The sequence below is a fragment of the Streptomyces sp. LMG1-1-1.1 genome (genome assembly GCF_040815545.1).
Classification (GTDB): domain Bacteria; phylum Actinomycetota; class Actinomycetes; order Streptomycetales; family Streptomycetaceae; genus Streptomyces.
Genome location: NZ_JBFPNH010000069.1, coordinates 1 through 21,334, shown reverse-complemented (window position 1 = coordinate 21,334; position 21,334 = coordinate 1). Strand labels below are relative to the sequence as shown.

Genomic DNA, 21,334 nt, shown 5'->3' with positions numbered 1-21,334 from the left:
CCACACGGGGGCGCAGGCCTACCCGGAGCCGGCCCGCGGGCGTGGCCCGCGTGGGGGTGGGGTGCGGCGCGAACCGCGCGGGCGGGGGCGACGGACGTGGCCGGGCAGGGGGCAGGGCGCGGCCCGCGCAGGGGCAGGGCGCGGCCCGCAGGGAAGGGGGCCGGGTGCCCCGGGGGCGGGTGGTCGGGCGGGTGCGCCGGGGGGTCAGGAGAGCCGGCGGACGACGTATGCCGAGCCGCCCCCGGCCGCGGGGGTCTCGCCGACGTACTGCTGCCCCCGCATCTCGCACCAGGCGGGGATGTCGAGCCGGGCGGCGGCGTCGTCGGCGAGGACGGTGACGGTCCCGCCCACGGGGACGTCGCCGATGACTTTGGCGAGTTCGATGACGGGGATGGGGCAGCGGCGTCCGAGGGCGTCGACGACGAGGGAGGGGGAGGAGTCGGAGGGGGGCGCGGTGGAGGCGGCGGGGGCGGCGCCGAGGCGGTCGCGTACGGCGGCGACGACGCCGGGAAGGACGTCGAGGAAGTGGTCGACGTCGGACGCGGCGGTGCCGGCGGGGAGGGAGAGGCGGACGTTGCCTTCGCTCAGGACGCCCATCGCGCGCAGGACGTGGCTGGGTGTCAGGGTCGAGCTCGTGCAGGAGGAACCGGAGGAGACGGAGAAACCCTCGCGGTCCAGTTCGTGCAGGAGGGTCTCTCCGTCGACATAGAGACAGGAGAAGGTGACGAGGTGGGGGAGCCGGCGGACCGGGTCGCCGACGACCTCGACGTCCGGCACCAACTCGGGCACGCGTGTGCGGATGCGGTCGACCAGGCTGCGGAGGCGGGCGCCCTCGGCGGCGGCCTCGGCGCGTACCGCCCGTAGGGAGGCCGCCGCGGCGACGATCGCGGGGAGGTTCTCGAAGCCGGGGGCGCGCCCCGACTCCCGTTCGTCCGCGGGTCCTTGGGGTGCGAAGCGGACGCCCTTCCGTACGGCGAGCAGGCCCACGCCCGCGGGGCCGCCCCATTTGTGGGCGCTGGCGGCGAGCAGGGACCAGCCGCCCTCGACCGGCCCCCAGCCGAGTGACTGGGCCGCGTCCACGAGCAGGGGGACGCCCGCCGCCCGGCACGCCTCGGCGACCTCGGCCACCGGCTGCTCGGTGCCGACCTCGTGGTTGGCGGACTGGAGGCACGCCAGGGCGGTGCCGGGGTCGAGCGCGGCGGCGAAGACCGCCGGGTCCACGGCGCCGGACCTGCCCACGGGCACCTCGGTCACCGTGCCGCCCGCCGCCGCGTGGGTCTCGCCCGCGTGCAGGACGGAGGAGTGTTCGACCGCCGACACCACGAGCCGGTCTCCGACGCGCCGACGCCCCGCGAGCGCCCCGGACACTCCCGCGTGAACCGCGCGTGTCCCCGAAGGAGTGAACACGAGCTCGTCCGGACGGCACCCCACCGCCTCCGCCGCGGCCTCCCGCGCCGCGTCGAGCAGCAGCCTGGCCCGCCGCCCCTCCCGGTACAGGCGGGCCGGGTCGGCCCACCCCTCGTCCAGGGATGCGAGTAGCGCCTGGCGGGCGACGGGGTGCAGCGGAGCCGCGGACGCGGCGTCGAAGTACGGCATCCGCCCACGGTAGGCCCTGCCCCCGCCCGACCCACCCCCACCCACGGGCCCACCCCCCACCCGCGGGCCACCCCCCACCCACGGGTCGCCCCCCACCAGCGGGCCGCCCCCGCCCAACCGATCCACCCCCACCCACGGGCCATCCCCACCCACGGGCCGCCCCCGCCCACGGGCCCCCCACGGGTCGCCCCCACCCAGCCGATCCGCTCCTGCCCACGGCCGCCCCGGCCCCCCGCACCCGTACCCCACCTCCCCAAGCCGCCCCCACACCCCCGGCCCCCGCGCCCACCCGCCCACCTGGCCCCGCACCCCCACCCCACCCCCCTACGGCCACCCGCCCCCTCCCCATACGGCCCCCCGCCCCCTCCCCGTACCGCCCCCGCCCACCCCCTCCGCCGGAGTGGTGAGGCCCCGTCAGAAGTGGGGCGCGGCGCGTCGGCAGGCGGCCGAACGGGGGTGTGGGACCACCCTGCGGAACAGTGGAGTCCACCCCTTCGGGGGCTCGGACGGCGCGTTGGGCACCCTCCCCGCGCGACCCCAAATAGCGTCCAGTAGGGTTTGGTCCGCATAAACATCCAAACCCCTGCCCGCGGCCGGGGCGGCGACCGACCAGCGAGACGGACGGCCGTGGCCGACCACTGCGGGCCGAGACTCTCGGGAAGGCGCTACGTGAGTCCCAACGGCTCCGACCGCTCGTCGCGGCGCCCGATGCGGCGGAAGCTGCCGCAGGTGCTGACTGCGGGCCTGATCCTGGCGACAGCCACGGGCTGCTCGTACAACTGGGAAGACTTCCCTCGCCTTGGCATGCCCACCCCTGTGACGGAAGAGGCGCCTCGGATCCTCTCCCTGTGGCAGGGCTCCTGGGCTGCCGCGCTCATCACCGGAATCCTGGTGTGGGGCCTGATCATCTGGTCCGTCATCTTCCACCGGCGGAGCAGGACCAAGGTCGAGGTACCTCCGCAGACCCGTTACAACATGCCCATCGAGGCGCTGTACACGGTCACCCCGCTCATCATCGTCTCGGTGCTCTTCTACTTCACCGCACGCGACGAGTCGAAGCTCCTCGAGCTCACCCCGAAGCCGGCTCACACGGTCAACGTGGTCGGCTACCAGTGGAGCTGGGGCTTCAACTACGTCGAGAACGTGCCCGGTGTCGAGGGCGACGCCAAGACGGACAAGAACCTCGCGTCCATTCCGGACAAGTTCCTCGCGGACTTCCCGGAGAACGCGGGCGGTGTCTACGACGCCGGTATCCCCGGCGACCGGAACCCGCAGACCGGCAACCCGGGTCCGACCCTGTGGCTGCCGAAGGGCGAGAAGGTCCGGTTCGTCCTGACCTCCCGTGACGTCATCCACTCCTTCTGGGTGGTCCCCTTCCTTATGAAGCAGGACGTCATCCCGGGTCACACCAACTCCTTCGAAGTGACTCCGACCCGTGAGGGCACCTTCCTCGGCAAGTGCGCCGAGCTGTGCGGTGTCGACCACTCCCGGATGCTCTTCAACGTCAAGGTGGTCTCCCCGGAGCGCTACCAGCAGCACCTGAAGGAGCTGGCCGAGAAGGGGCAGACCGGCTACATCCCGTCTGGCATCGAGCAGACGGACCCGGCCAGGAATGCGGAGAAGAACCAACTGTGAGCATCCACAACGAAACCCAGGGTGCCGCCGCAGCTGAGGACTCGTACGAGAACGAGCTGCCCGTACGGCGCAAGCAGCCCGGCAACGTCGTGATCAAGTGGCTGACCACCACCGACCACAAGACGATCGGGACGATGTACCTGGTCACGTCGTTCGTCTTCTTCTGCATCGGCGGACTCATGGCGCTCTTCATGCGCGCCGAGCTGGCCCGTCCGGGTACGCAGATCATGTCGAACGAGCAGTTCAACCAGGCGTTCACGATGCACGGCACGATCATGCTGCTGATGTTCGCGACGCCGCTGTTCGCCGGATTCGCGAACTGGATCATGCCGCTGCAGATCGGCGCGCCCGACGTGGCGTTCCCGCGGCTGAACATGTTCGCCTACTGGCTGTACCTGTTCGGCTCGATCATCGCGGTCGCCGGCTTCCTCACCCCGCAGGGTGCCGCCGACTTCGGCTGGTTCGCCTACTCCCCGCTGTCGGACGCCGTCCGCTCGCCGGGTGTCGGCGCCGACATGTGGATCATGGGTCTGGCCTTCTCCGGCTTCGGCACGATCCTCGGTTCGGTCAACTTCATCACCACGATCATCTGCATGCGCGCTCCGGGCATGACGATGTTCCGCATGCCGATCTTCACCTGGAACGTGCTGCTGACCGGTGTCCTGGTCCTGCTCGCCTTCCCGGTCCTGGCGGCCGCGCTGTTCGCCCTGGAGGCGGACCGGAAGTTCGGTGCCCACGTCTTCGACGCCGCCAACGGTGGCGCCCTGCTGTGGCAACACCTCTTCTGGTTCTTCGGACACCCAGAGGTGTACATCATCGCGCTGCCGTTCTTCGGCATCGTCTCCGAGGTCATCCCGGTCTTCAGCCGCAAGCCGATGTTCGGCTACATCGGTCTGGTGGCCGCGACCATCGCGATCGCCGGTCTGTCCGTGACGGTGTGGGCGCACCACATGTACGTCACGGGCGGCGTGCTCCTGCCGTTCTTCTCCTTCATGACGTTCCTCATCGCCGTACCGACCGGCGTGAAGTTCTTCAACTGGATCGGAACGATGTGGAAGGGCTCGTTGTCCTTCGAGACCCCGATGCTCTGGACGATCGGCTTCCTGATCACCTTCACCTTCGGTGGTCTGACCGGTGTCATCCTGGCCTCGCCGCCGATGGACTTCCACGTCTCCGACTCGTACTTCGTCGTCGCGCACTTCCACTACGTCGTCTTCGGCACCGTGGTCTTCGCGATGTTCGCCGGGTTCCACTTCTGGTGGCCGAAGTTCACGGGCAAGATGCTGGACGAGCGGCTCGGCAAGATGACGTTCTGGACGCTGTTCATCGGCTTCCACGGCACGTTCCTGGTGCAGCACTGGCTCGGTGCCGAGGGCATGCCGCGTCGTTACGCGGACTACCTCGACGCCGACGGCTTCACCGCGCTGAACACGATCTCGACGATCTCCTCCTTCCTGCTCGGCCTGTCGATCCTGCCGTTCCTCTACAACGTCTGGAAGACCGCCAAGTACGGCAAGAAGATCGAGGTCGACGACCCGTGGGGCTACGGCCGTTCGCTCGAGTGGGCGACGTCCTGCCCGCCGCCGCGGCACAACTTCCTCACCCTGCCGCGGATCCGTTCGGAATCGCCGGCGTTCGACCTGCACCACCCTGAGATCGCCGCTCTCGACCAGCTCGAGAACAAGCCGCACGAGGCCGAGGCCCTCACGGGCAGCAAGGAGGCCGGCAAGTGAAGATCCAAGGCAAGATGTTCATCTGGCTGAGCGTCTTCATCCTTGCCATGGCGATCCTCTACGGCGTCTGGTCCAAGGAGCCGGTCGGCACGACGGCGCTCTTCCTGGCCTTCGGCCTGTCCATCATGATCGGCTACTACCTGGCCTTCACGGCCAAGCGTGTCGACGCGATGGCGCAGGACGACAAGGAGGCCGACGTCGCGGACGAGGCCGGTGAGGTGGGCTTCTTCGCCCCGCACAGCTGGCAGCCGCTCTCGCTGGCCGTCGGTGGCGCGCTCGCCTTCCTCGGCGTCGCGATGGGCTGGTGGATCCTGTACTTCTCCGCCCCGCTGATCCTGGTCGGCCTGTTCGGCTGGGTCTTCGAGTTCTACCGCGGCGAGAACCAGAACCAGTAGCGGTACCCCGCTCCGCACCGGAGCACCCAGAGGGGCCCGGACACTTCGTCATCGAAGTGTCCGGGCCCCTCTTTTGCCGCACTCGGCGCGCTGGTGCCGAGGACAGTCCTTAGCGTGAAGTCATGAACGACACGCCGCGCATTCGGACTGTTCTGAGCTGCACTCTTCTGGCCGTCACCGTCACCGCAGCCGCCACGGCGTGTGCGGGCTCCGACGGCCATCCGCTGTCGGCGAAGGCCTACGACGCGGCGGACCAGCTCGCGGTCAGCGCCCCCGCCGACGGAGCCAAGGCCGACCCCGACAAGCCCCTGGAGATCACCGCCAAGGGTGACGACGGCCGGATCACCGACGTCACCGCCACCGACGCGTCAGGACGCCACCTCGCGGGCGAACTCACCGCCGACGGGCAGCGCTGGCGCTCCACGGCCGCCCTCGCGGCCGGCGCCCGCTACACCGTCCGGGTGGCCACGGAGGACGACGACGGCGCCCCAGGCGCCCGTACGTTCACTTTCGAGACGGCTCCGGCCAAACGGGCCCTCACCGCGACCTTCGGGCCGGAGACGGGCACCTACGGCGTCGGGCAGCCCATCACGGCCGAACTCAGCCTCCCCGTCAAGGACCGGAACGCCCGCGCGGTCGTCGAACGGGCCCTCAAGGTCCGCTCCACGCCCTTCGTCGAGGGCGCCTGGTACTGGGTGGACGACAAGAAGCTGCACTTCCGCCCGAAGGAGTACTGGCCCGCCGGCGCCCTCGTCACGGTCACCGGCAACCTGGACGGCCTCAAGGTCGGCGACAAGCTCTACGGCGGCGCGTCCAAACCCCTGAAGCTCACCATCGGCGACCGGATAGAAGCCGTCGCCGACGCCGAGTCGCACTACATGACCGTGAAGCGCAACGGAGAAGTGATCAACACCATCCCGGTGACCACCGGCAAACCGGGCTTCTCCACCCGAAATGGCGTCAAAGTGATCCTCGGCAAGGAGTACTACGTCCGGATGCGCGGCACCAGCATCGGCATCTCCGAGGGCAGCTCGGAGTCGTACGACCTGCCGGTCTACTACGCCACCCGGGTCACCTGGAGCGGCGAGTACGTACACGCCGCGCCCTGGTCGGTCGGCTCGCAGGGCGTGGCGAACGTCAGCCACGGCTGTGTCGGCATGTCGACCGGGAACGCGGCCTGGTTCTACGAGACCGTCCGCGCCGGGGACATCGTCCGCGTCGTCAACAGCATCGGCGAGACGATGGACACCTTCGGGAACGGCTTCGGCGACTGGAACCTGCCCTGGGACAAGTGGCGCGAGGGCAGCGCCCTGGTGGAGGCCGCCGGAAGCCCGGTCGCCCCCACCGAGAAGGCCCGCCTACGCCCGTCGATCTGACCGGCTCACGCGCCGATCGACAGGCGCGAGCGCAGCAGGGACGCCAGGGACGCCGCGAACTCCACCGGTTCCACCGGAAGGGTGATCGCGGCGTCCGCGCGACTCCAGGTGGCCAGCCAGGCGTCCTGCGGGCGCCCGATGAGCAGCAGCACCGGCGGGCAGCGGAAGACCTCGTCCTTGATCTGGCGGCAGACGCCCATGCCGCCGGCGGGCACCGCCTCGCCGTCGAGGACGCAGACGTCGATGCCGCCCTCCTCCAGGCGCTTGAGCACCGCGGGCAGCGTCGCGCACTCCACGAACTCGACCGGGGGAACGTCGGCCGCCGGCCTGCGCCCGGCCGCGAGGCGTACCTGCTCGCGGGTGTTCGCGTCGTCGCTGTAGAGCAGGACCGTGGCACTCGACTGCATCGTTCCTCCGCGTGGAAGTCCGTGGGATGGTCGTCGATCGATGCGCCGGATGCTACTCCGGTCCACACCCCGTCAACACCCGTTCAACACCTGTTCGAAGGGTGCTCCGGGGCCCTTCCACTGGGCCGTTCGGGCTGGACACGACCCCCGGACACTCCGAACGGCACCCCCCGGAGTGAGGGCGGGATAAGCGACCGACATAATGTCGGTCGTGGCGACAGTAACGACAGTAGAAACAGGGCACGCGCACCCGTCGGTCAATCGACCGAACCTCACCAGCGTCGGAACCATCATCTGGTTGAGCTCCGAGCTGATGTTCTTCGCGGCCCTCTTCGCGATGTACTTCACCCTGCGATCGGTGACGGGTCCCGAGTTCTGGGCGGAAAAGGCCTCGGCCTTGAACTTCCCCTTCTCGGCGACCAACACCACGATCCTGGTGCTCTCCTCCCTCACCTGTCAGCTCGGCGTGTTCGCGGCCGAGCGGGGCGACGTGAAGAAGCTCAGGACGTGGTTCATCATCACGTTCGTGATGGGTGCGATCTTCATCGGCGGCCAGGTCTTCGAGTACACCGAACTGGTCAAGGTGGACGGCCTCTCGCTGTCCTCCGACCCGTACGGCTCGGTGTTCTACCTGACCACCGGCTTCCACGGCCTGCACGTGACGGGCGGTCTCATCGCCTTCCTGCTGGTCCTGGGCCGGACGTACGCCGCCAAGAGGTTCACCCACGAGCAGGCAACCGCCGCCATCGTCGTGTCCTACTACTGGCACTTCGTCGATGTCGTCTGGATCGGCCTCTTCGCCACGATCTACATGATCAAGTAATCGGCGCCGCCGACACGGCGGACCGAGACATCCAGCAAGCATCGACGCAGAAGATCCTGACACCGGGGTAATCCGTGAAAAAGCTCTCCGCACGACGACGCCATCCGCTGGCGGCGGTCGTCGTCCTACTTCTCGCGCTGGCGGCCACGGGGGGGCTGTACGCCGCGTTCGCGCCCGCGGGCACGGCGAAGGCCGATGAAACCGCCCAGTCCCTCGCCATCGAGGAGGGCAAGAAGCTCTACTCCGTCGGCTGCGCCAGCTGCCACGGAACCGGCGGTCAGGGCACCTCTGACGGCCCGTCCCTCGTCGGCGTCGGCTCCGCCGCGGTCGACTTCCAGGTCGGCACCGGCCGTATGCCGGCCCAGCAGCCGGGCGCGCAGGTCCCGAAGAAGAAGGTCATCTACTCGCAGGCTGAGATCGATCAGCTCGCGGCGTACGTCGCCTCTCTCGGTGCCGGTGCGATCACGCCGACCGAGAGCCAGTACAGCCCTGACGGTGCCGACATCGCCAAGGGTGGCGAGCTGTTCCGCACCAACTGTGCCCAGTGCCACAACTTCACCGGCGAGGGTGGCGCGCTGACCTACGGCAAGTACGCCCCGAGCCTCGAAGGCGTGAGCCCGAAGCACCTCTACGAGGCCATGCAGACCGGCCCGCAGAACATGCCCTCCTTCCCGGACACGACCATGCCGGAGAAGGAGAAGAAGGACATCATCGCTTACGTCCAGGCCGTCAACAGCGACAAGGCCGACAACCCGGGCGGTCTCAAGCTCGGTGGCCTCGGCCCCGTCAGTGAGGGCCTGTTCGCCTGGGTCTTCGGTCTGGGTGCGCTGATCGCAGTTGCCATCTGGGTCGCGGCCCACACCGCTAAGGCCAAGAAGTCATGAGTAGCCAAGAGATTCCAGAAGAGAACCTGCCGGCAGGGCAGGACACCGCGCACGGCGCGGTGATGGTCGCCGACGACCCGTTCGCCGACCCGGGCCTCCCGCCCCACAAGCCCCGCATCCAGGACATCGACGAGCGTGCCGCCCGTCGGTCCGAGCGCGCGGTCGCCTTCATGTTCACGCTGTCGATGCTGGCCACCGTCGGCTTCATCGCCTCGTACGTGATCTTCCCGGTCGACAAGATCGTGTACATCTGGCCCTTCGGCCGGGTGTCCGCGCTCAACTTCGCCCTGGGCTGGACCCTCGGTCTCGCTCTCTTCTTCATCGGCGCGGGCGCGGTCCACTGGGCCCGCACCCTGATGTCCGACGTCGAGATCGCGGACGAGCGGCACCCGATCCAGGCCGACCCGGAGACCAAGGCGAAGGTCATGGCGGACTTCGCGGCCGGTGCCGCCGAGTCGGGCATGGGCCGTCGCAAGCTCATCCGCAACACGATGTTCGGCGCGCTGTCGCTCGTCCCGCTCTCCGGCCTCGTGCTGCTGCGTGACATGGGCCCGCTGCCCGAGAAGAAGCTCCGGACCACCATGTGGGCCAAGGGGCTTCAGCTCATCAACATGAACACCAACGAGCCGCTGCGTCCCGAGGACGTCGCCGTCGGTTCGCTGACGTTCGCGATGCCCGAGGGCCTCTCGGAGCACGACCACCACTTCCAGACCGAGATCGCCAAGGCCGCCCTGATGATCGTCCGGATCCAGCCGGAGGACATCAAGGACAAGCGCGAGCTCGAGTGGTCGCACGAGGGCATCGTCGCCTTCTCGAAGATCTGCACCCACGTGGGCTGCCCGATCTCCCTGTACGAGCAGCAGACGCACCACGTGCTCTGCCCGTGCCACCAGTCCACCTTCGACCTCTCCGACGGCGCCCGCGTCATCTTCGGCCCGGCCGGTCACGCCCTCCCGCAGCTGCGGATCGGCGTGAACGACAAGGGCTTCCTGGAGGCGCTCGGCGACTTCGACGAGCCCGTCGGTCCTGCCTTCTGGGAGCGCGGATGAGCACCGTGACCGATTCGAAGAAAGCGCCCGCCGGTGAGCGGGTCGCCGACTGGGCCGACGGACGCCTGGGGATCTACACGCTGGCCAAGGCCAACATGCGGAAGATCTTCCCGGACCACTGGTCCTTCATGCTGGGCGAGATCTGCCTCTACAGCTTCCTCATCATCATCCTGACGGGCGTCTATCTGACGATGTTCTTCCACCCGTCGATGAACGAGGTGGAGTACGTCGGACCGTACGTCCCGCTCCAGGGACAGCTGATGTCCGAGGCGTTCAACTCGACGATGCACATCTCGTTCGAGGTCCGCGGTGGTCTGCTCATCCGGCAGATCCACCACTGGGCGGCGCTGATCTTCCTCGCCGGCATGTTCGTGCACATGATGCGCGTCTTCTTCACGGGCGCGTTCCGCAAGCCGCGTGAGATCAACTGGCTGTTCGGCTTCCTGCTGTTCTTCCTGGGCATGTTCACCGGCTTCACCGGTTACTCGCTCCCGGACGACCTGCTCTCCGGCACCGGTGTCCGCTTCATGCAGGGCGCGATCCTGTCCGTGCCGGTCCTCGGCACGTACCTGTCGATGTTCCTGTTCGGCGGGGAGTTCCCCGGCGGCGACTTCGTGGCCCGGTTCTACTCGGCCCACGTGCTCCTGCTGCCCGGCATCATGCTCGGCCTCGTGGTGGCGCACCTCATCCTGGTGTTCTTCCACAAGCACACGCAGTTCGCCGGCCCCGGCCGCACGAACAAGAACGTCGTGGGCATGCCGCTGCTGCCGGTCTACATGGCCAAGGCCGGAGGCTTCTTCTTCCTGGTCTTCGGTGTCATCGCGGTCATCGCGGCCATCGCCTCGATCAACCCGATCTGGGCCATCGGCCCGTACCGCCCGGACCAGGTGTCCACCGGCGCCCAGCCCGACTGGTACATGGGCTTCGCCGAGGGTCTGATCCGTGTCATGCCGGGCTGGGAGATCAACCTCTGGGGCCACACGCTGGTCCTGGGCGTGATGATCCCGCTGGCGATCTTCCCGGCGGTTCTCGCCGCGATCGCGGTGTACCCGTTCATCGAGTCCTGGATCACCGGCGACAAGCGCGAGCACCACATCGCGCAGCGCCCGCGCAACGCTCCGACGCGCACCGCCTTCGGTGTCGCCTGGATCACCGCGTACATGATCATGCTCGTGGGTGGTGGAAACGACCTCTGGGCGACCCACTTCCACCTGTCGCTGAACTCGATCACCTGGTTCGTCCGGATCTTCTTCTTCCTCGGACCGGTCATCGCGTTCGTCGCCACCAAGCGGATCTGCCTCGGCCTCCAGCGCCGCGACAAGGACAAGGTGCTGCACGGCCGCGAGTCGGGCATCATCAAGCGCCTGCCGCACGGTGAGTTCGTCGAGGTCCACCAGCCGCTCAGCCAGGGCGAACTGCACCGCCTCACCGCGCACGAGCAGTACGACGCGGCGGAGCTTCCGCCGGCCGTCGACGAGAACGGCGTGGAGCGCAAGGTCGGTGCCCTGGAGAAGCTCCGGGTCAAGCTCAACAAGGGCTACTACGGCGGCGACAGCCAGATCGCCAAGCCGACGGCCGAGGAGTACAAGGAGATCCAGAGCGGCCACGGCCACCACTGATCACCTTGACCTCCTGACTCCCTGAAGGTCGCCACGGCGAGAGCCCCGTCCATTCGATGGACGGGGCTCTTTGCCGTCCCCCCGGCTCGATAGGGTGGGTGCGTATACGTCACGATCACCAGGAGCTGCCATGAGCGCTGCGACCCCCGCTGGAGGACCTACGTCGGCGGGCCGCTCCTGGCCCGTCCTCCTGAACGGCCTGCTCGACGGCAAGGACCTCACCGCCGACGACACGGCCTGGGCGATGGACCTGATCATGAGCGGCGAGGCGACCGACGCCCAGATCGCCGGGTTCATGGTGGCGCTGCGGGCCAAGGGCGAGACCGTGCAGGAGATCGCCGGCCTCGTCCGGACCATGTACGCGCACGCCAACGTGATCGAGGTGCCCGGCCCGGCCGTGGACATCGTCGGCACCGGCGGCGACGGCGCCAAGACCGTGAACATCTCCACCATGGCCTCGATCGTGGTCGCCGGCACGGGCACGAAGGTCGTCAAGCACGGCAACCGCGCCGCGTCCTCCGCCTCCGGATCCTCCGACGTCCTGGAGAAGCTCGGCATCAATCTGCACCTCACCCCGCGGCGGGTCGCCGAGGTCGCCGAGGAAGCCGGCATCACCATCTGCTTCGCGGTGAAGTTCCACCCGTCGCTGCGGCACGTCGCCGCGGCCCGCGGCCAGCTGGGCATCCGGACGACCTTCAACGTCCTCGGTCCGCTGACCAACCCGGCCAAGGTGAAGGCCCAGGCCGTCGGGGTCGCCGACCCGCGGATGGCGCCGATCGTGGCCGGAGTCCTCGCCGAGCGCGGCAACTCAGCCCTGGTCTTCCGCGGCGACGACGGCCTGGACGAGCTCACGACCACCGCCACCTCGCGGGTCTGGGTGGTCCGGGACGGCGCCGTCGCCGAGGAGCGCTTCGACCCGCGGGACGTCGGCATCGAGCTCGTGCCCCTGGAGGCCCTGCGCGGCGCCGACGCCTCGTACAACGCCGACGTGGCGCGCCGGCTGCTCGCGGGGGAGACCGGTCCGGTCCGGGACGCGGTCCTGCTCAACGCGGCGGCGGCGCTGACGGCCCTTGAGCCCGGCCGGGGCACCCTGGCGGAGCAGCTGGCCGCCGGCATGGCGAAGGCCGCCGAGTCGATCGACTCCGGCGCGGCCCGCCGGAGCCTGGAGCGCTGGATCGCCGCCAGCAACGCCTGACGGCCGCCCCCTTCGGTCGTACGACCCCGGTCCGGTATGCGGACCGGGGTCTTGCGCATCGGCGATCATGTGGCAGGATGCTTTCCAGGTCACGAGTGACAGCGTTTAGGCCCCGGCTTGCTGTCCGGCAACCCTCCGTCCGTGGCGGGGTGCCCCGGGTGATGACCAGGCCGTAGGCAGCGAGGTCTACGGCAAGCGCGGACCCCTCGAACACCAGGGGTCCTGGTCTCTCGAGGAGCGTTTTCCGTGAGCAAGCGAATGCGATAGGGCGAATCCGCCCCTTTCTTCACCCTCGGAACAGGGCCACTTCCGCGTACCCGCGTACCGGCGTGCGTCCCCGTCGTCTCCGAGGCATCACCCGTACCCCGCCGATCCGGCCGCGTACGGGATCACCGAAGCCATTCCGCACCGCCCGCCGGGAGATACCGCCATGTCCGCACGCCCGAACACCGCCGTCACCACCGTCGATTCCGCCGCCGCCGAGTCCGCCGACCCCTGCTGCGCGGCCCCGCTGCCCGTCCTCGGCCGGGACGTCACCGTCCCGCTCGTCACCGGCGGCGAGGTGACGTACGCGGCGCTCGACTACGCGGCCAGCGCCCCCGCCCTCCAGCGGGTCTGGGACGACGTCGCCGCGTACGCCCCCTACTACGGCAGCGTCCACCGCGGGGCCGGCTACCTGTCCCAGCTCTCCACCGACCTCTTCGAGAACAGCCGCGCCACCGTCGCCGAGTTCCTCGACTGCCGCCCCGACGACCAGGTCGTGTTCACCCGCTCCACCACCGACTCGCTCAACCTGCTCGCCGCCACGGTCCCCGCCGACTGCCAGGTCTTCGTCTTCGAGACCGAGCACCACGCCTCGCTGCTGCCCTGGCGGGACGCCCGCGTCACCTACCTCAACGCGCCGCGCACCCCGGCCCAGGCGGTCGAGACCCTGGAGCGGGCCCTCGCCGACCGCGACCCCTACGGCCCCGCGCTGGTCTGCGTCACCGGCGCGTCCAACGTCACCGGCGAGCTGTGGCCGGTGCGGGAACTGGCCGCCGCGGCCCACGCCCACGGCGCCCGGATCGTGCTCGACGCCGCCCAGCTCGCTCCCCACCACCCGCTCTCCGTGCGGGAGTTGGACGTCGACTGGATCGCCTTCTCCGGGCACAAGCTGTACGCGCCCTTCGGCTCCGGCGTCCTCGCCGGCCGCGCCGACTGGCTGCAGGACGCCGAGCCCTACCTCGCGGGCGGCGGCGCCTCCCGCAAGGTGGCCCGCCGGGCCGACGGTGGCGTGGACGTGGAGTGGCACACCACCGCGGCCCGGCACGAGGCGGGTTCGCCGAACGTCATCGGCGTCTACTCGATCGCCTCCGCCTGCAAGGCGCTCACCGAGGCCGGCTTCGACTCCCTCGTCGCCCGCGAGCAGCACCTGATCGACACGGTCCGCGCGGGCCTGGCCGAGGTGCCCGAGGTGCGCGTGCTCTCGCTCTTCGGCGACGACGCGCCGCGCGTGGGCGTCCTCTCGTTCGTCGTGGAGGGCTGGAACAGCTCCCACTTCGCCGCCGCGCTCTCCGCCGAGTACGGCATCGGCGTCCGCGACGGCCTCTTCTGCGCCCACCCGCTGGTCCGCACCCTGCTCGGCAGCGACCCGCAGGACCCGGGCGAGTGCGGCGCCCCCGAGGCCGCGCCCGGCGAGCGTTCGCTCAACGCCATCCGGGTGAGCTTCGGCGCCGGTACGCCGGACGAGCACGTGGAGCGGTTCGTCGGCGCGGTGAAGGAGCTCGTCCGGGACGGCGCGCAGTGGAAGTACCGCACCGAGGACGGCCGCTGCGTCCCCGACCGCGGCTGATCGGTCACTCGTACGGGTGAAGGGGGCCTCCCGGACGGGAGGCCCCCTTCATGTGTCGCGCGGTCCGGGGCTCAGGACTCCAGGCCGATGGCGAAGGCCGCCTCCAGGTCGTGCTGGGAGTACGTGCGGAACGCCACGTGGGTGTCCGTGGCCTCGACGCCCGGGATCTTGCTGATGCGGCCGGGGATCACGTCCGCCAGGTCGTCGTGGCGGGGCACCCGGACCATGGCGATGAGGTCGTACGTGCCGGTCACCGAGAAGACCTCGCTGACGCTGTCGAGCGCGGCGATCGACTCCGCGATCTCGGGGATGCGGTCCACGCTGGTCTTGATGAGCACGATCGCGGTGATCACGGCTGGCTTTCTCCCTCGGGCGCCCCGGCTGGAGCCTTCACTCTATCCCCACCCCGGTAGCACCCCCAGGCGTAGAGGAATCCGACCGAGAAGCCCACGACGTGGGCCAGGTAGGCGACGCCGGGACCCGGCCCCGCCGCGCGCGCGGCCATCCACTGGAGCACGAACCAGAAGATCAGGACGATCCAGGCGGGGAAGCGCAGCGGCAGGAAGAGGAGGAAGGGGAAGAGGCTGGTGACCCGGGCGCGCGGGAAGAGGAAGAGGAAGCCCCCGAGCACCCCGGAGATCGCCCCCGAGGCCCCCACCAGGGTCTGCTCGCTGTCCGCGTGCGCCACCGCGTACCCGAGGAGCGCCAGGTAGCCGGTGCCCAGGTAGAAGAGGGCGAAGCCGGCCGGGCCCATGCGTTCCTCGGCCATGGCCCCGAAGACGTAGAGGAAGAGCATGTTCCCCAGCAGGTGGAGCCAGCTGCCGTGGACGAAGAGCGCGGTGAGCGGGGTGAGCAGGGCGTGCGGCTCGCCGCCCATCAGCTCGGCCGGGACGACGCCCCAGCGGCGGAAGTACGTGCCCTGCGCCGCCAGGAGCGCGTCCCCCGTGCCGTACACCGGGTTGACCCCGGAGACGGGACTGATCACGAAGAGGAGGCAGCAGGCGGCGATCAGGCCGTAGGTCACCGTGGGTCCCTTGCGCGTGCCCTGCCAGGCGCCGCGGGCCGCTCCTCGCCAGTCGATCATGGACAGATCATCGCGTACCGGGGCCGAAGTGGACAGAGTGCCTCGCCGTGCCCCGGGGTACCGGGGAGGCCGTAGGGTTACGGGCACGATGACCGCAGTTCGACGGCGCACCGCGGCTCCCGCACCTGGTACCACGCAACAGGAAGAAGGACGGCTCGATGACGACGGTTCCCCTGCCGACCGCCGAGACCCGCTGGCGCTGCACCCTCTGCGGCAACCTGACCCGCTTCGACGTGACGCGCTCCTCGAAGGTCGTCGAGTACGTCCATCTGGACCTCGCGGGCGATCCGACGGTCGAGGAGCGGCAGCTGGTCAGTGAGACCATCGAGTCGGTCCGCTGCCGCTGGTGCAACGCGGTGGACCAGATCGAACTGGTGGACAGGCCGGGCGCCGCCTCCTGAGGGACGGTGCGGACGACATAGGGGTGACGGATCGTGGAGCAGCCCGCGCACGGTGGGGGGCCGGCCGGCGCGGCAGGTGACGCTGCCGAGACGCTCGACCACCCACTGCCGGAAGGCGTACGGCGGCGGGTCGTCGCGCTGGTCGCGGACGCCTTCGGCGGACTGACCGTGGCGGAGCTCCCCGCACCCCTGCGGCAGTACGCGCGCTTCACCGCCAGCCGGCGGGCCAAGTTCGCCGGCAACGCGATGGCGGCCGCCCTGGAGGGCGACCCGCTCTTCCGGCAGCGGATCGGCGAGCGGTTCAAGCTGGGCCAGCCCGAGCTGGCCGGCGCCGTGGAGACCGGCACCCCGCCGGCCGCCGCCGACCCCGTCGACGTGGCAGCCGCCGCCTATGTGCTGCGGCCGCCCGGCTGGGTCAAGCTCGTGGCCGCCGCGGGCGAGGAGGCCCTGCGGGCCGACGCCGAGCGGGCCGACGAGGCAGGCCGGCGCGAGCTGGAGCGGCTGCGCGAGGAGCTCGCGGCTGCCCGGGACCGCTCCCGGGACGAGACCGAGCAGCTGCGGCACGACCTCGAAGCGGCCCGCAAGGAAGCGGAATCGCTTCACCGCAAGCTGCGCAGCGCCCAGAGCGACGTGAAGCGCGGCGAGGCCGCGCTGCGGCGCGTCCAGGGCGAGATCGACGCCGTACGCGCCGAGGGGGCGGCCCAGCTGTCGTCCGCCGAGAGCGAGACGAGGCGGCTCAAGGCGCGGCTCGGCGAGGTCGAGGCGGCCCTGGAGGCGAGCCGCCGGACCGCCCGCGAGGGGCGCTCGGTGGAGGACATGCGGCTGCGGCTGCTCCTGGACACGGTGCTCGAAGCCGCCCAGGGGCTACGCCGCGAACTGGCGCTGCCGCCCGTGTCGGTGCACCCTGCGGACACTGTGGACGCGGTGGAGCCGGGGCAGATGTCCCCGAAGGACATCGCGGCGCGGGCGCTCTCCGAGACCGATCCGGCGCTGCTCGACCAGTTGCTCGCGCTGCCGCAGGCCCATCTGGTCGTCGACGGCTACAACGTCACCAAGACCGGCTATCCGACCATGCCGCTGGAGAAGCAGCGGCTGCGGCTGCTCGGCGGTCTCTCGGCCCTCGCGGCGCGTTCGGGCGCCGAGGTCACCTGTGTCTTCGACGGGGCGGAGCTGGCGGCCCCGGTGCTGCTCGCGCCGCCGCGCGGGGTGCGTGTGCTGTTCTCCAAGCCCGGCGTCACGGCGGACGAGTTGATCCGTCAGCTGGTGCGGGCGGAGCCGCCGGGGCGGCCGGTGGTGGTGGTCTCCACCGACCGCGAGGTGGCCGACGGGGTGGCGAAGGCGGGTGCGCGGCCCGTCGCGTCCGTCTTGCTGCTGAAGCGGCTTTCGCGCCTCTCGTGACGCATCGCAACTAGTGGGTGTTATGCCCGGATTATGGATGGCGGACCGTCAAGTCGCCATCACTGCCCGTGCGGTAGGTGTAAACAAAGTGCCGCGTGAGCAATATTTTTGCCGGTGGGATTTGAACTGATCACAGCTTGGTCACTAGGGTCGGGCATCGAACCTTCGCGCGGTTGATCACCCATCCGGGGTGACGGCGGAGGAACCGCCTGCCCCTTACCGGTTGGGCGGCTCTGAGGAAGAAGGAGATCGCCTTCGTGGCGTCCCACCGTCGACCCAAGCAGCCGAGCCGCGCCCGTGTGACCGTGCTCACCGTCACCGCGGCCGCCGCCGTGGCCTTCACCGCCCAGTCCGGCGCCCAGGCGGCTCCCGCCAACCCCAAGATCGACGAGGTCAAGTCGAAGGTCGACAAGCTGCACCACGAGGCCGAAGAGGCCACGGAGCAGTACAACCTCGCCGAGGAGCGCCGCGGCAAGCTGCAGACGGAGATCGGCAACCTCCAGGACAAGGTCGCCCGCGGCCAGCAGGAGCTCAACACCCTGCGCGACCAGATCGGTTCGGTCGCCAGCGCCCAGTACCGCTCCGGCGGCATCGACCCGGCGCTCCAGCTGTTCCTCTCCGCCGACCCGGACACCTACCTCGACAAGGCGTCCGCGATCGACCAGTTGAGCGCCCAGCAGGCCGACGTGCTCACCTCGATCCAGGCCAAGCAGCGCACGCTCGCCCAGCAGCGGGCCGAGGCCACCACGAAGCTGGCCGACCTCGAGGACGTCCGCAAGACCCTCGGCGACAAGAAGAAGAAGTTCCAGGCCAAGCTGGCCGAGGCGCGCACCCTCCTCAACACGCTCACGGCGGCCGAGAAGGCCAAGCTGCAGCAGCAGGAGCAGCGGGCCAGCCGCGACGCCGGCGAGCGGGTCAACCTGGGCAACGAGGCCCCGTCGAACGGCTTCGGCGCCGCGGCCCTCGCCGCCGCCAACACCCGGGTCGGCATGCCGTACGTCTCCGGCCACGAGGGCCCGAGCTCGTTCGACTGCTCCGGCCTGACCCAGTGGGCGTACGGCCAGGCGGGCATCAACCTCACCCGCACCACCTACACCCAGCAGAACGACGGCACGAAGATCGGCCGCAGCCAGCTCAAGCCCGGCGACCTGGTCTTCTTCAACGGCCTGCAGCACGTCGGCCTGTACGCGGGCAACAACACGGTCCTGCACGCCCCCTACTCGGGCGCCTACGTCCGCTACGAGTCCATGAACACGATGGGTTCGTTCCAGTTCGGCGTCCGCATCGGCAGCTGACGCCCCCACGAACCGCCACGGCAAGGCGCCCAATCGGGTGGTTCGCCGCGACGCACGCTGACCTGACGCCCCGCCGGTGACCTGTGTTCTCCGGCGGGGCGTCACTTTGTGTGCCCGGCGGGTTCGTTGGACGCGGAGTGATCAGCGGCTACTGTCTGCCGCGCCAGTCCGCGTCGACACGAACGGAGCGCGATTCGTGGCGTCCCACCGCCGACCCGCCCGGGTCACCGTCCTCACCGCCGCCGCCGTGGCCACCGCGGCGGCGTCCCTCGGGGCCGTCCCCGCGAGCGCCGACCCCGGGGAGGGGTCCGCGGCCACCCGTGCCACGGTCGACCGCCTCTTCGAGGAGGCGGAGAAGGCCACCGAGGGCTACAACCGCGCGGACGAGAAGGCGGACGCCCTGCGCCGCACGGTCGCCGACGCCCGTGACGGCCTCGCCCGCGGCCAGGAGCGCATCAACCGCATGCGGGGCGCGCTCGGTTCGGTCGCCGGCGCCCAGTACCGCTCCGGCGGCATCGACCCCGCCCTCGCGCTGCTGCTCTCCTCGGACCCGGACAGCTACCTCGACCGCGCCTCCGCCCTCGACCGGGCCACCGCCCGCCAGGGCGCCGCGCTCGGCGAACTCCAGCGGGAGCAGCGCCGGCTGAACCAGAAGCGGACCGAGGCCCGCACGGCCCTCGGCGAACTGGAGCGCAGCCGCGCCGAGGTCGCCCGCCACAAGCGCACCGTCGAGCGCAAGCTCGCCGAGGCCCGCCGGGTGCTCGCCTCCCTCACCGCCGAGGAGCGCGCCGACTTCGACCGCGCGTCCCGCGACGGCGGCCGGGACGTCGGTCCCGCCGAGGAGCTGCCGCCCCTCGCCGACCTCGGCCCGGCCTCCTCGCGGGCCGCCGCCGCGGTGATCGCCGCCCGCAGCGCGATCGGCAAGCCGTACGTGTGGGGGGCGACCGGGCCCTCCGCCTTCGACTGCTCGGGCCTCATGGTCTGGTCGTACCGCCAGGCCGGCATCAGCCTGCCGCGGACCTCCTCGGCGCAGCGGTACGCGGGCCGCCAGGTGCCGCTGTCGCAGGCGCAGCCCGGGGACCTGGTCACGTACCGCGGCGACGCCAGTCACGTCGCGATCTACGCCGGCAACGGCCAGGTCATCCACGCCCCCTACCCGGGCGCCCGGGTCCGCTACGACCCGGTGAACATGATGTCCCACGTCACGGTGACCCGGGTCTGAGACCGGGCCGGAGGCGGCGCCCGCCGATTCGACCGTACGATCGGGGGCGTGGCAGGTCAGGGGAGTGGAGCGGCGCGCGGCGCGGTCGCGTGCGCGGCGGCCGCCGTGCTGGCCCTCGCCGGGTGCACGGCCCCCGGGCCGGCCGACCCGTCGCCCCGGGAGATCCAGACCCTGCTGGACCGGCACGCGCGGGCGCTGCTCGACCGGGACGAGGCCGGCTACCTCTCCGCCCTGGACCCCCTGCTCGCGCCGGCCGCGCGCACCGAGTTCGACCGCCTCGCGAAGATCCCGCTCGGCGGCCTCGACTACCGGGTCACCGACGTCGACCGGACCGGCGAGGGCAGGGCCACCGCCGAGGTCGAGCTGGGATTCCGGATCAAGGGCTACGACTCCGGGCCCGCCACCACCGAGCGGATCCTGGACCTCGTCGAACGGGACGGCCGCTGGTACGTCACCGGTGACCGCGCCGCCGAGGGCGCCCCGCAGCAGCTGTGGCAGCAGGGTGAGGTGGAGACGGTCACCGGCCGCCGCAGCCTCGTCCTCGGCGTGGGGCAGAGCACGCAGCGGCTGCGGGAGATCGCGGCCGCGGCGGACCGGGCTGTACCCGCGGTCGGCGACGCCTGGGGCGGGAACTGGGCGGGCCGGATCGTGGTCCTCGTACCGTCGTCGGTCGAGGCGATGGGCCGGCTCCTCGGCGGGCCGGCCGCGAACTACCGGGGGATCGCTGCCGTCACGACCGGCGAGACGGGCGGCGGCCCGCTGGCGCCCGCCGACCGGGTGATCGTCAACCCGGAGGCGTACGCGGTGCTCGGCGCCTTCGGCCGGCAGCTGGTCCTCACCCACGAGACGACCCATGTCGCCACGCGCGTCCAGACCACCAAGGCCACTCCGGTCTGGCTCTCCGAGGGCTTCGCCGACTGGGTCGCCTACCGGGGCACCGGCCGCACCGCCGCCCAGGCCGCGCCCGAGCTCCGCCGCGCGGTCCGCGCGGGCGAGCCGCCCGCCCGGCTCCCGGACGACGCCGACTTCGCCTTCGGCGGCGACGCGGACGCCCTCGCACGGGCCTACGAGGGCGGCTGGCTCGCCTGCGAGCTGATCGCCGACCGCTGGGGCGCCGGGAAGCTGACCGCCTTCTACCGGGCCGTGGGCGCGCACCCGGCCCGCGAGGGCGCGGTGGAGAAGGCTCTCCAGGACGTCCTGCACACCACTCCGGAGCGGTTCACCGCCGACTGGCGGACGTACCTGGGGGAGCGGCTCGGCGGGGCCTAGACGAATAAGTCCGAAGTCTGCGGGCGCATGAAGCGAGGGTCTCGTTGGTTCGTTTGTGACGACAAACCTCAAGACCCTCGCAACAGCACTTTACGTGAGGATCGATGACTCTCTGGCAGGAA

The 21,334-nt window shown here is 70.7% G+C and carries 19 protein-coding genes and 1 riboswitch; of the genes, 15 read left to right on the top strand and 4 right to left on the bottom strand.

Annotation, left to right across the window (positions count from 1 at the left end):
• Positions 1–204: 204 nt before the first annotated feature.
• Positions 205–1,596 (bottom strand): cysteine desulfurase/sulfurtransferase TusA family protein, encoded by a 1,392-nt coding sequence (locus MRBLMG1_RS33110; RefSeq protein WP_367827834.1) that lies wholly within the window; start codon positions 1,594–1,596, stop codon positions 205–207.
• A 669-nt stretch (positions 1,597–2,265) separates the two neighbouring features.
• On the opposite strand from MRBLMG1_RS33110, the gene coxB reads away from it, so the two are divergent.
• From coxB to MRBLMG1_RS33090, 4 genes are all read left to right on the top strand, one after another.
• Positions 2,266–3,231 (top strand): cytochrome c oxidase subunit II, encoded by a 966-nt coding sequence (gene coxB / locus MRBLMG1_RS33105; RefSeq protein WP_367827833.1) that lies wholly within the window; start codon positions 2,266–2,268, stop codon positions 3,229–3,231.
• The gene (gene ctaD / locus MRBLMG1_RS33100; RefSeq protein ID WP_351898566.1) at positions 3,228–4,964 is read left to right on the top strand and encodes a cytochrome c oxidase subunit I; all 1,737 of its coding nucleotides are present in this window, start codon (positions 3,228–3,230) and stop codon (positions 4,962–4,964) included. Before coxB ends, ctaD begins: the two co-directional genes overlap by 4 nt.
• Complete coding sequence (locus MRBLMG1_RS33095; RefSeq protein ID WP_367827832.1) at positions 4,961–5,359, top strand: cytochrome c oxidase subunit 4; 399 nt, start codon at positions 4,961–4,963, stop codon at positions 5,357–5,359. Before ctaD ends, MRBLMG1_RS33095 begins: the two co-directional genes overlap by 4 nt.
• 122 nt (positions 5,360–5,481) lie before the next feature.
• Entirely contained in the window at positions 5,482–6,735 is a 1,254-nt protein-coding gene (locus tag MRBLMG1_RS33090; protein ID WP_367827831.1) for a L,D-transpeptidase, read from the top strand.
• 5 nt (positions 6,736–6,740) lie between these two features.
• Here MRBLMG1_RS33090 and MRBLMG1_RS33085 read toward each other — a convergent pair whose 3' ends face one another.
• A complete protein-coding gene (locus MRBLMG1_RS33085; RefSeq protein WP_367827830.1) occupies positions 6,741–7,142 on the bottom strand; it encodes a hypothetical protein in 402 nt (133 codons plus the stop codon).
• A gap of 202 nt (positions 7,143–7,344) precedes the next feature.
• On the opposite strand from MRBLMG1_RS33085, the gene MRBLMG1_RS33080 reads away from it, so the two are divergent.
• The 6 genes from MRBLMG1_RS33080 (at position 7,345) to MRBLMG1_RS33055 (ending at position 14,543) form a co-directional block, all read left to right on the top strand.
• Complete coding sequence (locus MRBLMG1_RS33080; protein ID WP_367827829.1) at positions 7,345–7,965, top strand: cytochrome c oxidase subunit 3; 621 nt, start codon at positions 7,345–7,347, stop codon at positions 7,963–7,965.
• Positions 7,966–8,039: 74 nt separating this feature from the next.
• Positions 8,040–8,849 (top strand): c-type cytochrome, encoded by an 810-nt coding sequence (locus tag MRBLMG1_RS33075; protein ID WP_367827828.1) that lies wholly within the window; start codon positions 8,040–8,042, stop codon positions 8,847–8,849.
• Complete coding sequence (locus MRBLMG1_RS33070) at positions 8,846–9,898, top strand: Rieske 2Fe-2S domain-containing protein (protein ID WP_367827827.1); 1,053 nt, start codon at positions 8,846–8,848, stop codon at positions 9,896–9,898. The genes MRBLMG1_RS33075 and MRBLMG1_RS33070 overlap by 4 nt, the downstream gene beginning before the upstream one ends.
• Positions 9,895–11,517, top strand: a complete 1,623-nt coding sequence (locus tag MRBLMG1_RS33065; protein WP_367827826.1) for a cytochrome b — start codon at positions 9,895–9,897, stop codon at positions 11,515–11,517. The genes MRBLMG1_RS33070 and MRBLMG1_RS33065 overlap by 4 nt, the downstream gene beginning before the upstream one ends.
• A gap of 130 nt (positions 11,518–11,647) precedes the next feature.
• On the top strand, positions 11,648–12,712 hold the full coding sequence (gene trpD, locus MRBLMG1_RS33060; RefSeq protein WP_367827825.1) for an anthranilate phosphoribosyltransferase: 1,065 nt from the start codon (positions 11,648–11,650) through the stop codon (positions 12,710–12,712).
• Positions 12,713–12,799: 87 nt separating this feature from the next.
• A riboswitch (SAM riboswitch) is annotated at positions 12,800–12,916 on the top strand.
• Positions 12,917–13,142: 226 nt separating this feature from the next.
• On the top strand, positions 13,143–14,543 hold the full coding sequence (locus MRBLMG1_RS33055; protein WP_367827824.1) for an aminotransferase class V-fold PLP-dependent enzyme: 1,401 nt from the start codon (positions 13,143–13,145) through the stop codon (positions 14,541–14,543).
• Between the two features lie 71 nt (positions 14,544–14,614).
• Here the strand turns inward: MRBLMG1_RS33055 and MRBLMG1_RS33050 are convergent, their stop codons facing one another.
• Together MRBLMG1_RS33050 and MRBLMG1_RS33045 are read right to left on the bottom strand one after the other, a co-directional pair.
• Complete coding sequence (locus tag MRBLMG1_RS33050; protein WP_017238849.1) at positions 14,615–14,896, bottom strand: Lrp/AsnC family transcriptional regulator; 282 nt, start codon at positions 14,894–14,896, stop codon at positions 14,615–14,617.
• On the bottom strand, positions 14,893–15,627 hold the full coding sequence (locus tag MRBLMG1_RS33045) for a rhomboid family intramembrane serine protease (protein ID WP_367827823.1): 735 nt from the start codon (positions 15,625–15,627) through the stop codon (positions 14,893–14,895). The genes MRBLMG1_RS33050 and MRBLMG1_RS33045 overlap by 4 nt, the downstream gene beginning before the upstream one ends.
• A 158-nt stretch (positions 15,628–15,785) precedes the next feature.
• On the opposite strand from MRBLMG1_RS33045, the gene MRBLMG1_RS33040 reads away from it, so the two are divergent.
• The 5 genes from MRBLMG1_RS33040 to MRBLMG1_RS33020 all read left to right on the top strand — a co-directional run bounded on the left by MRBLMG1_RS33040 (position 15,786) and on the right by MRBLMG1_RS33020 (position 21,212).
• The gene (locus MRBLMG1_RS33040; RefSeq protein ID WP_367827822.1) at positions 15,786–16,028 is read left to right on the top strand and encodes a hypothetical protein; all 243 of its coding nucleotides are present in this window, start codon (positions 15,786–15,788) and stop codon (positions 16,026–16,028) included.
• Between the two features lie 33 nt (positions 16,029–16,061).
• Positions 16,062–17,426, top strand: a complete 1,365-nt coding sequence (locus tag MRBLMG1_RS33035) for an NYN domain-containing protein (protein ID WP_367827821.1) — start codon at positions 16,062–16,064, stop codon at positions 17,424–17,426.
• A gap of 257 nt (positions 17,427–17,683) precedes the next feature.
• Positions 17,684–18,721 carry a C40 family peptidase gene (locus tag MRBLMG1_RS33030; protein WP_367827820.1) on the top strand — a complete coding sequence of 346 codons (1,038 nt, stop codon included), beginning with the start codon at positions 17,684–17,686 and terminating at the stop codon, positions 18,719–18,721.
• Positions 18,722–18,917: 196 nt separating this feature from the next.
• Positions 18,918–19,943: an NlpC/P60 family protein gene (locus MRBLMG1_RS33025; RefSeq protein WP_367827819.1), complete on the top strand. Its 1,026-nt coding sequence runs from the start codon at positions 18,918–18,920 to the stop codon at positions 19,941–19,943.
• A 48-nt stretch (positions 19,944–19,991) separates the two neighbouring features.
• On the top strand, positions 19,992–21,212 hold the full coding sequence (locus MRBLMG1_RS33020) for a hypothetical protein (RefSeq protein WP_367827818.1): 1,221 nt from the start codon (positions 19,992–19,994) through the stop codon (positions 21,210–21,212).
• Positions 21,213–21,334: the final 122 nt, after the last annotated feature.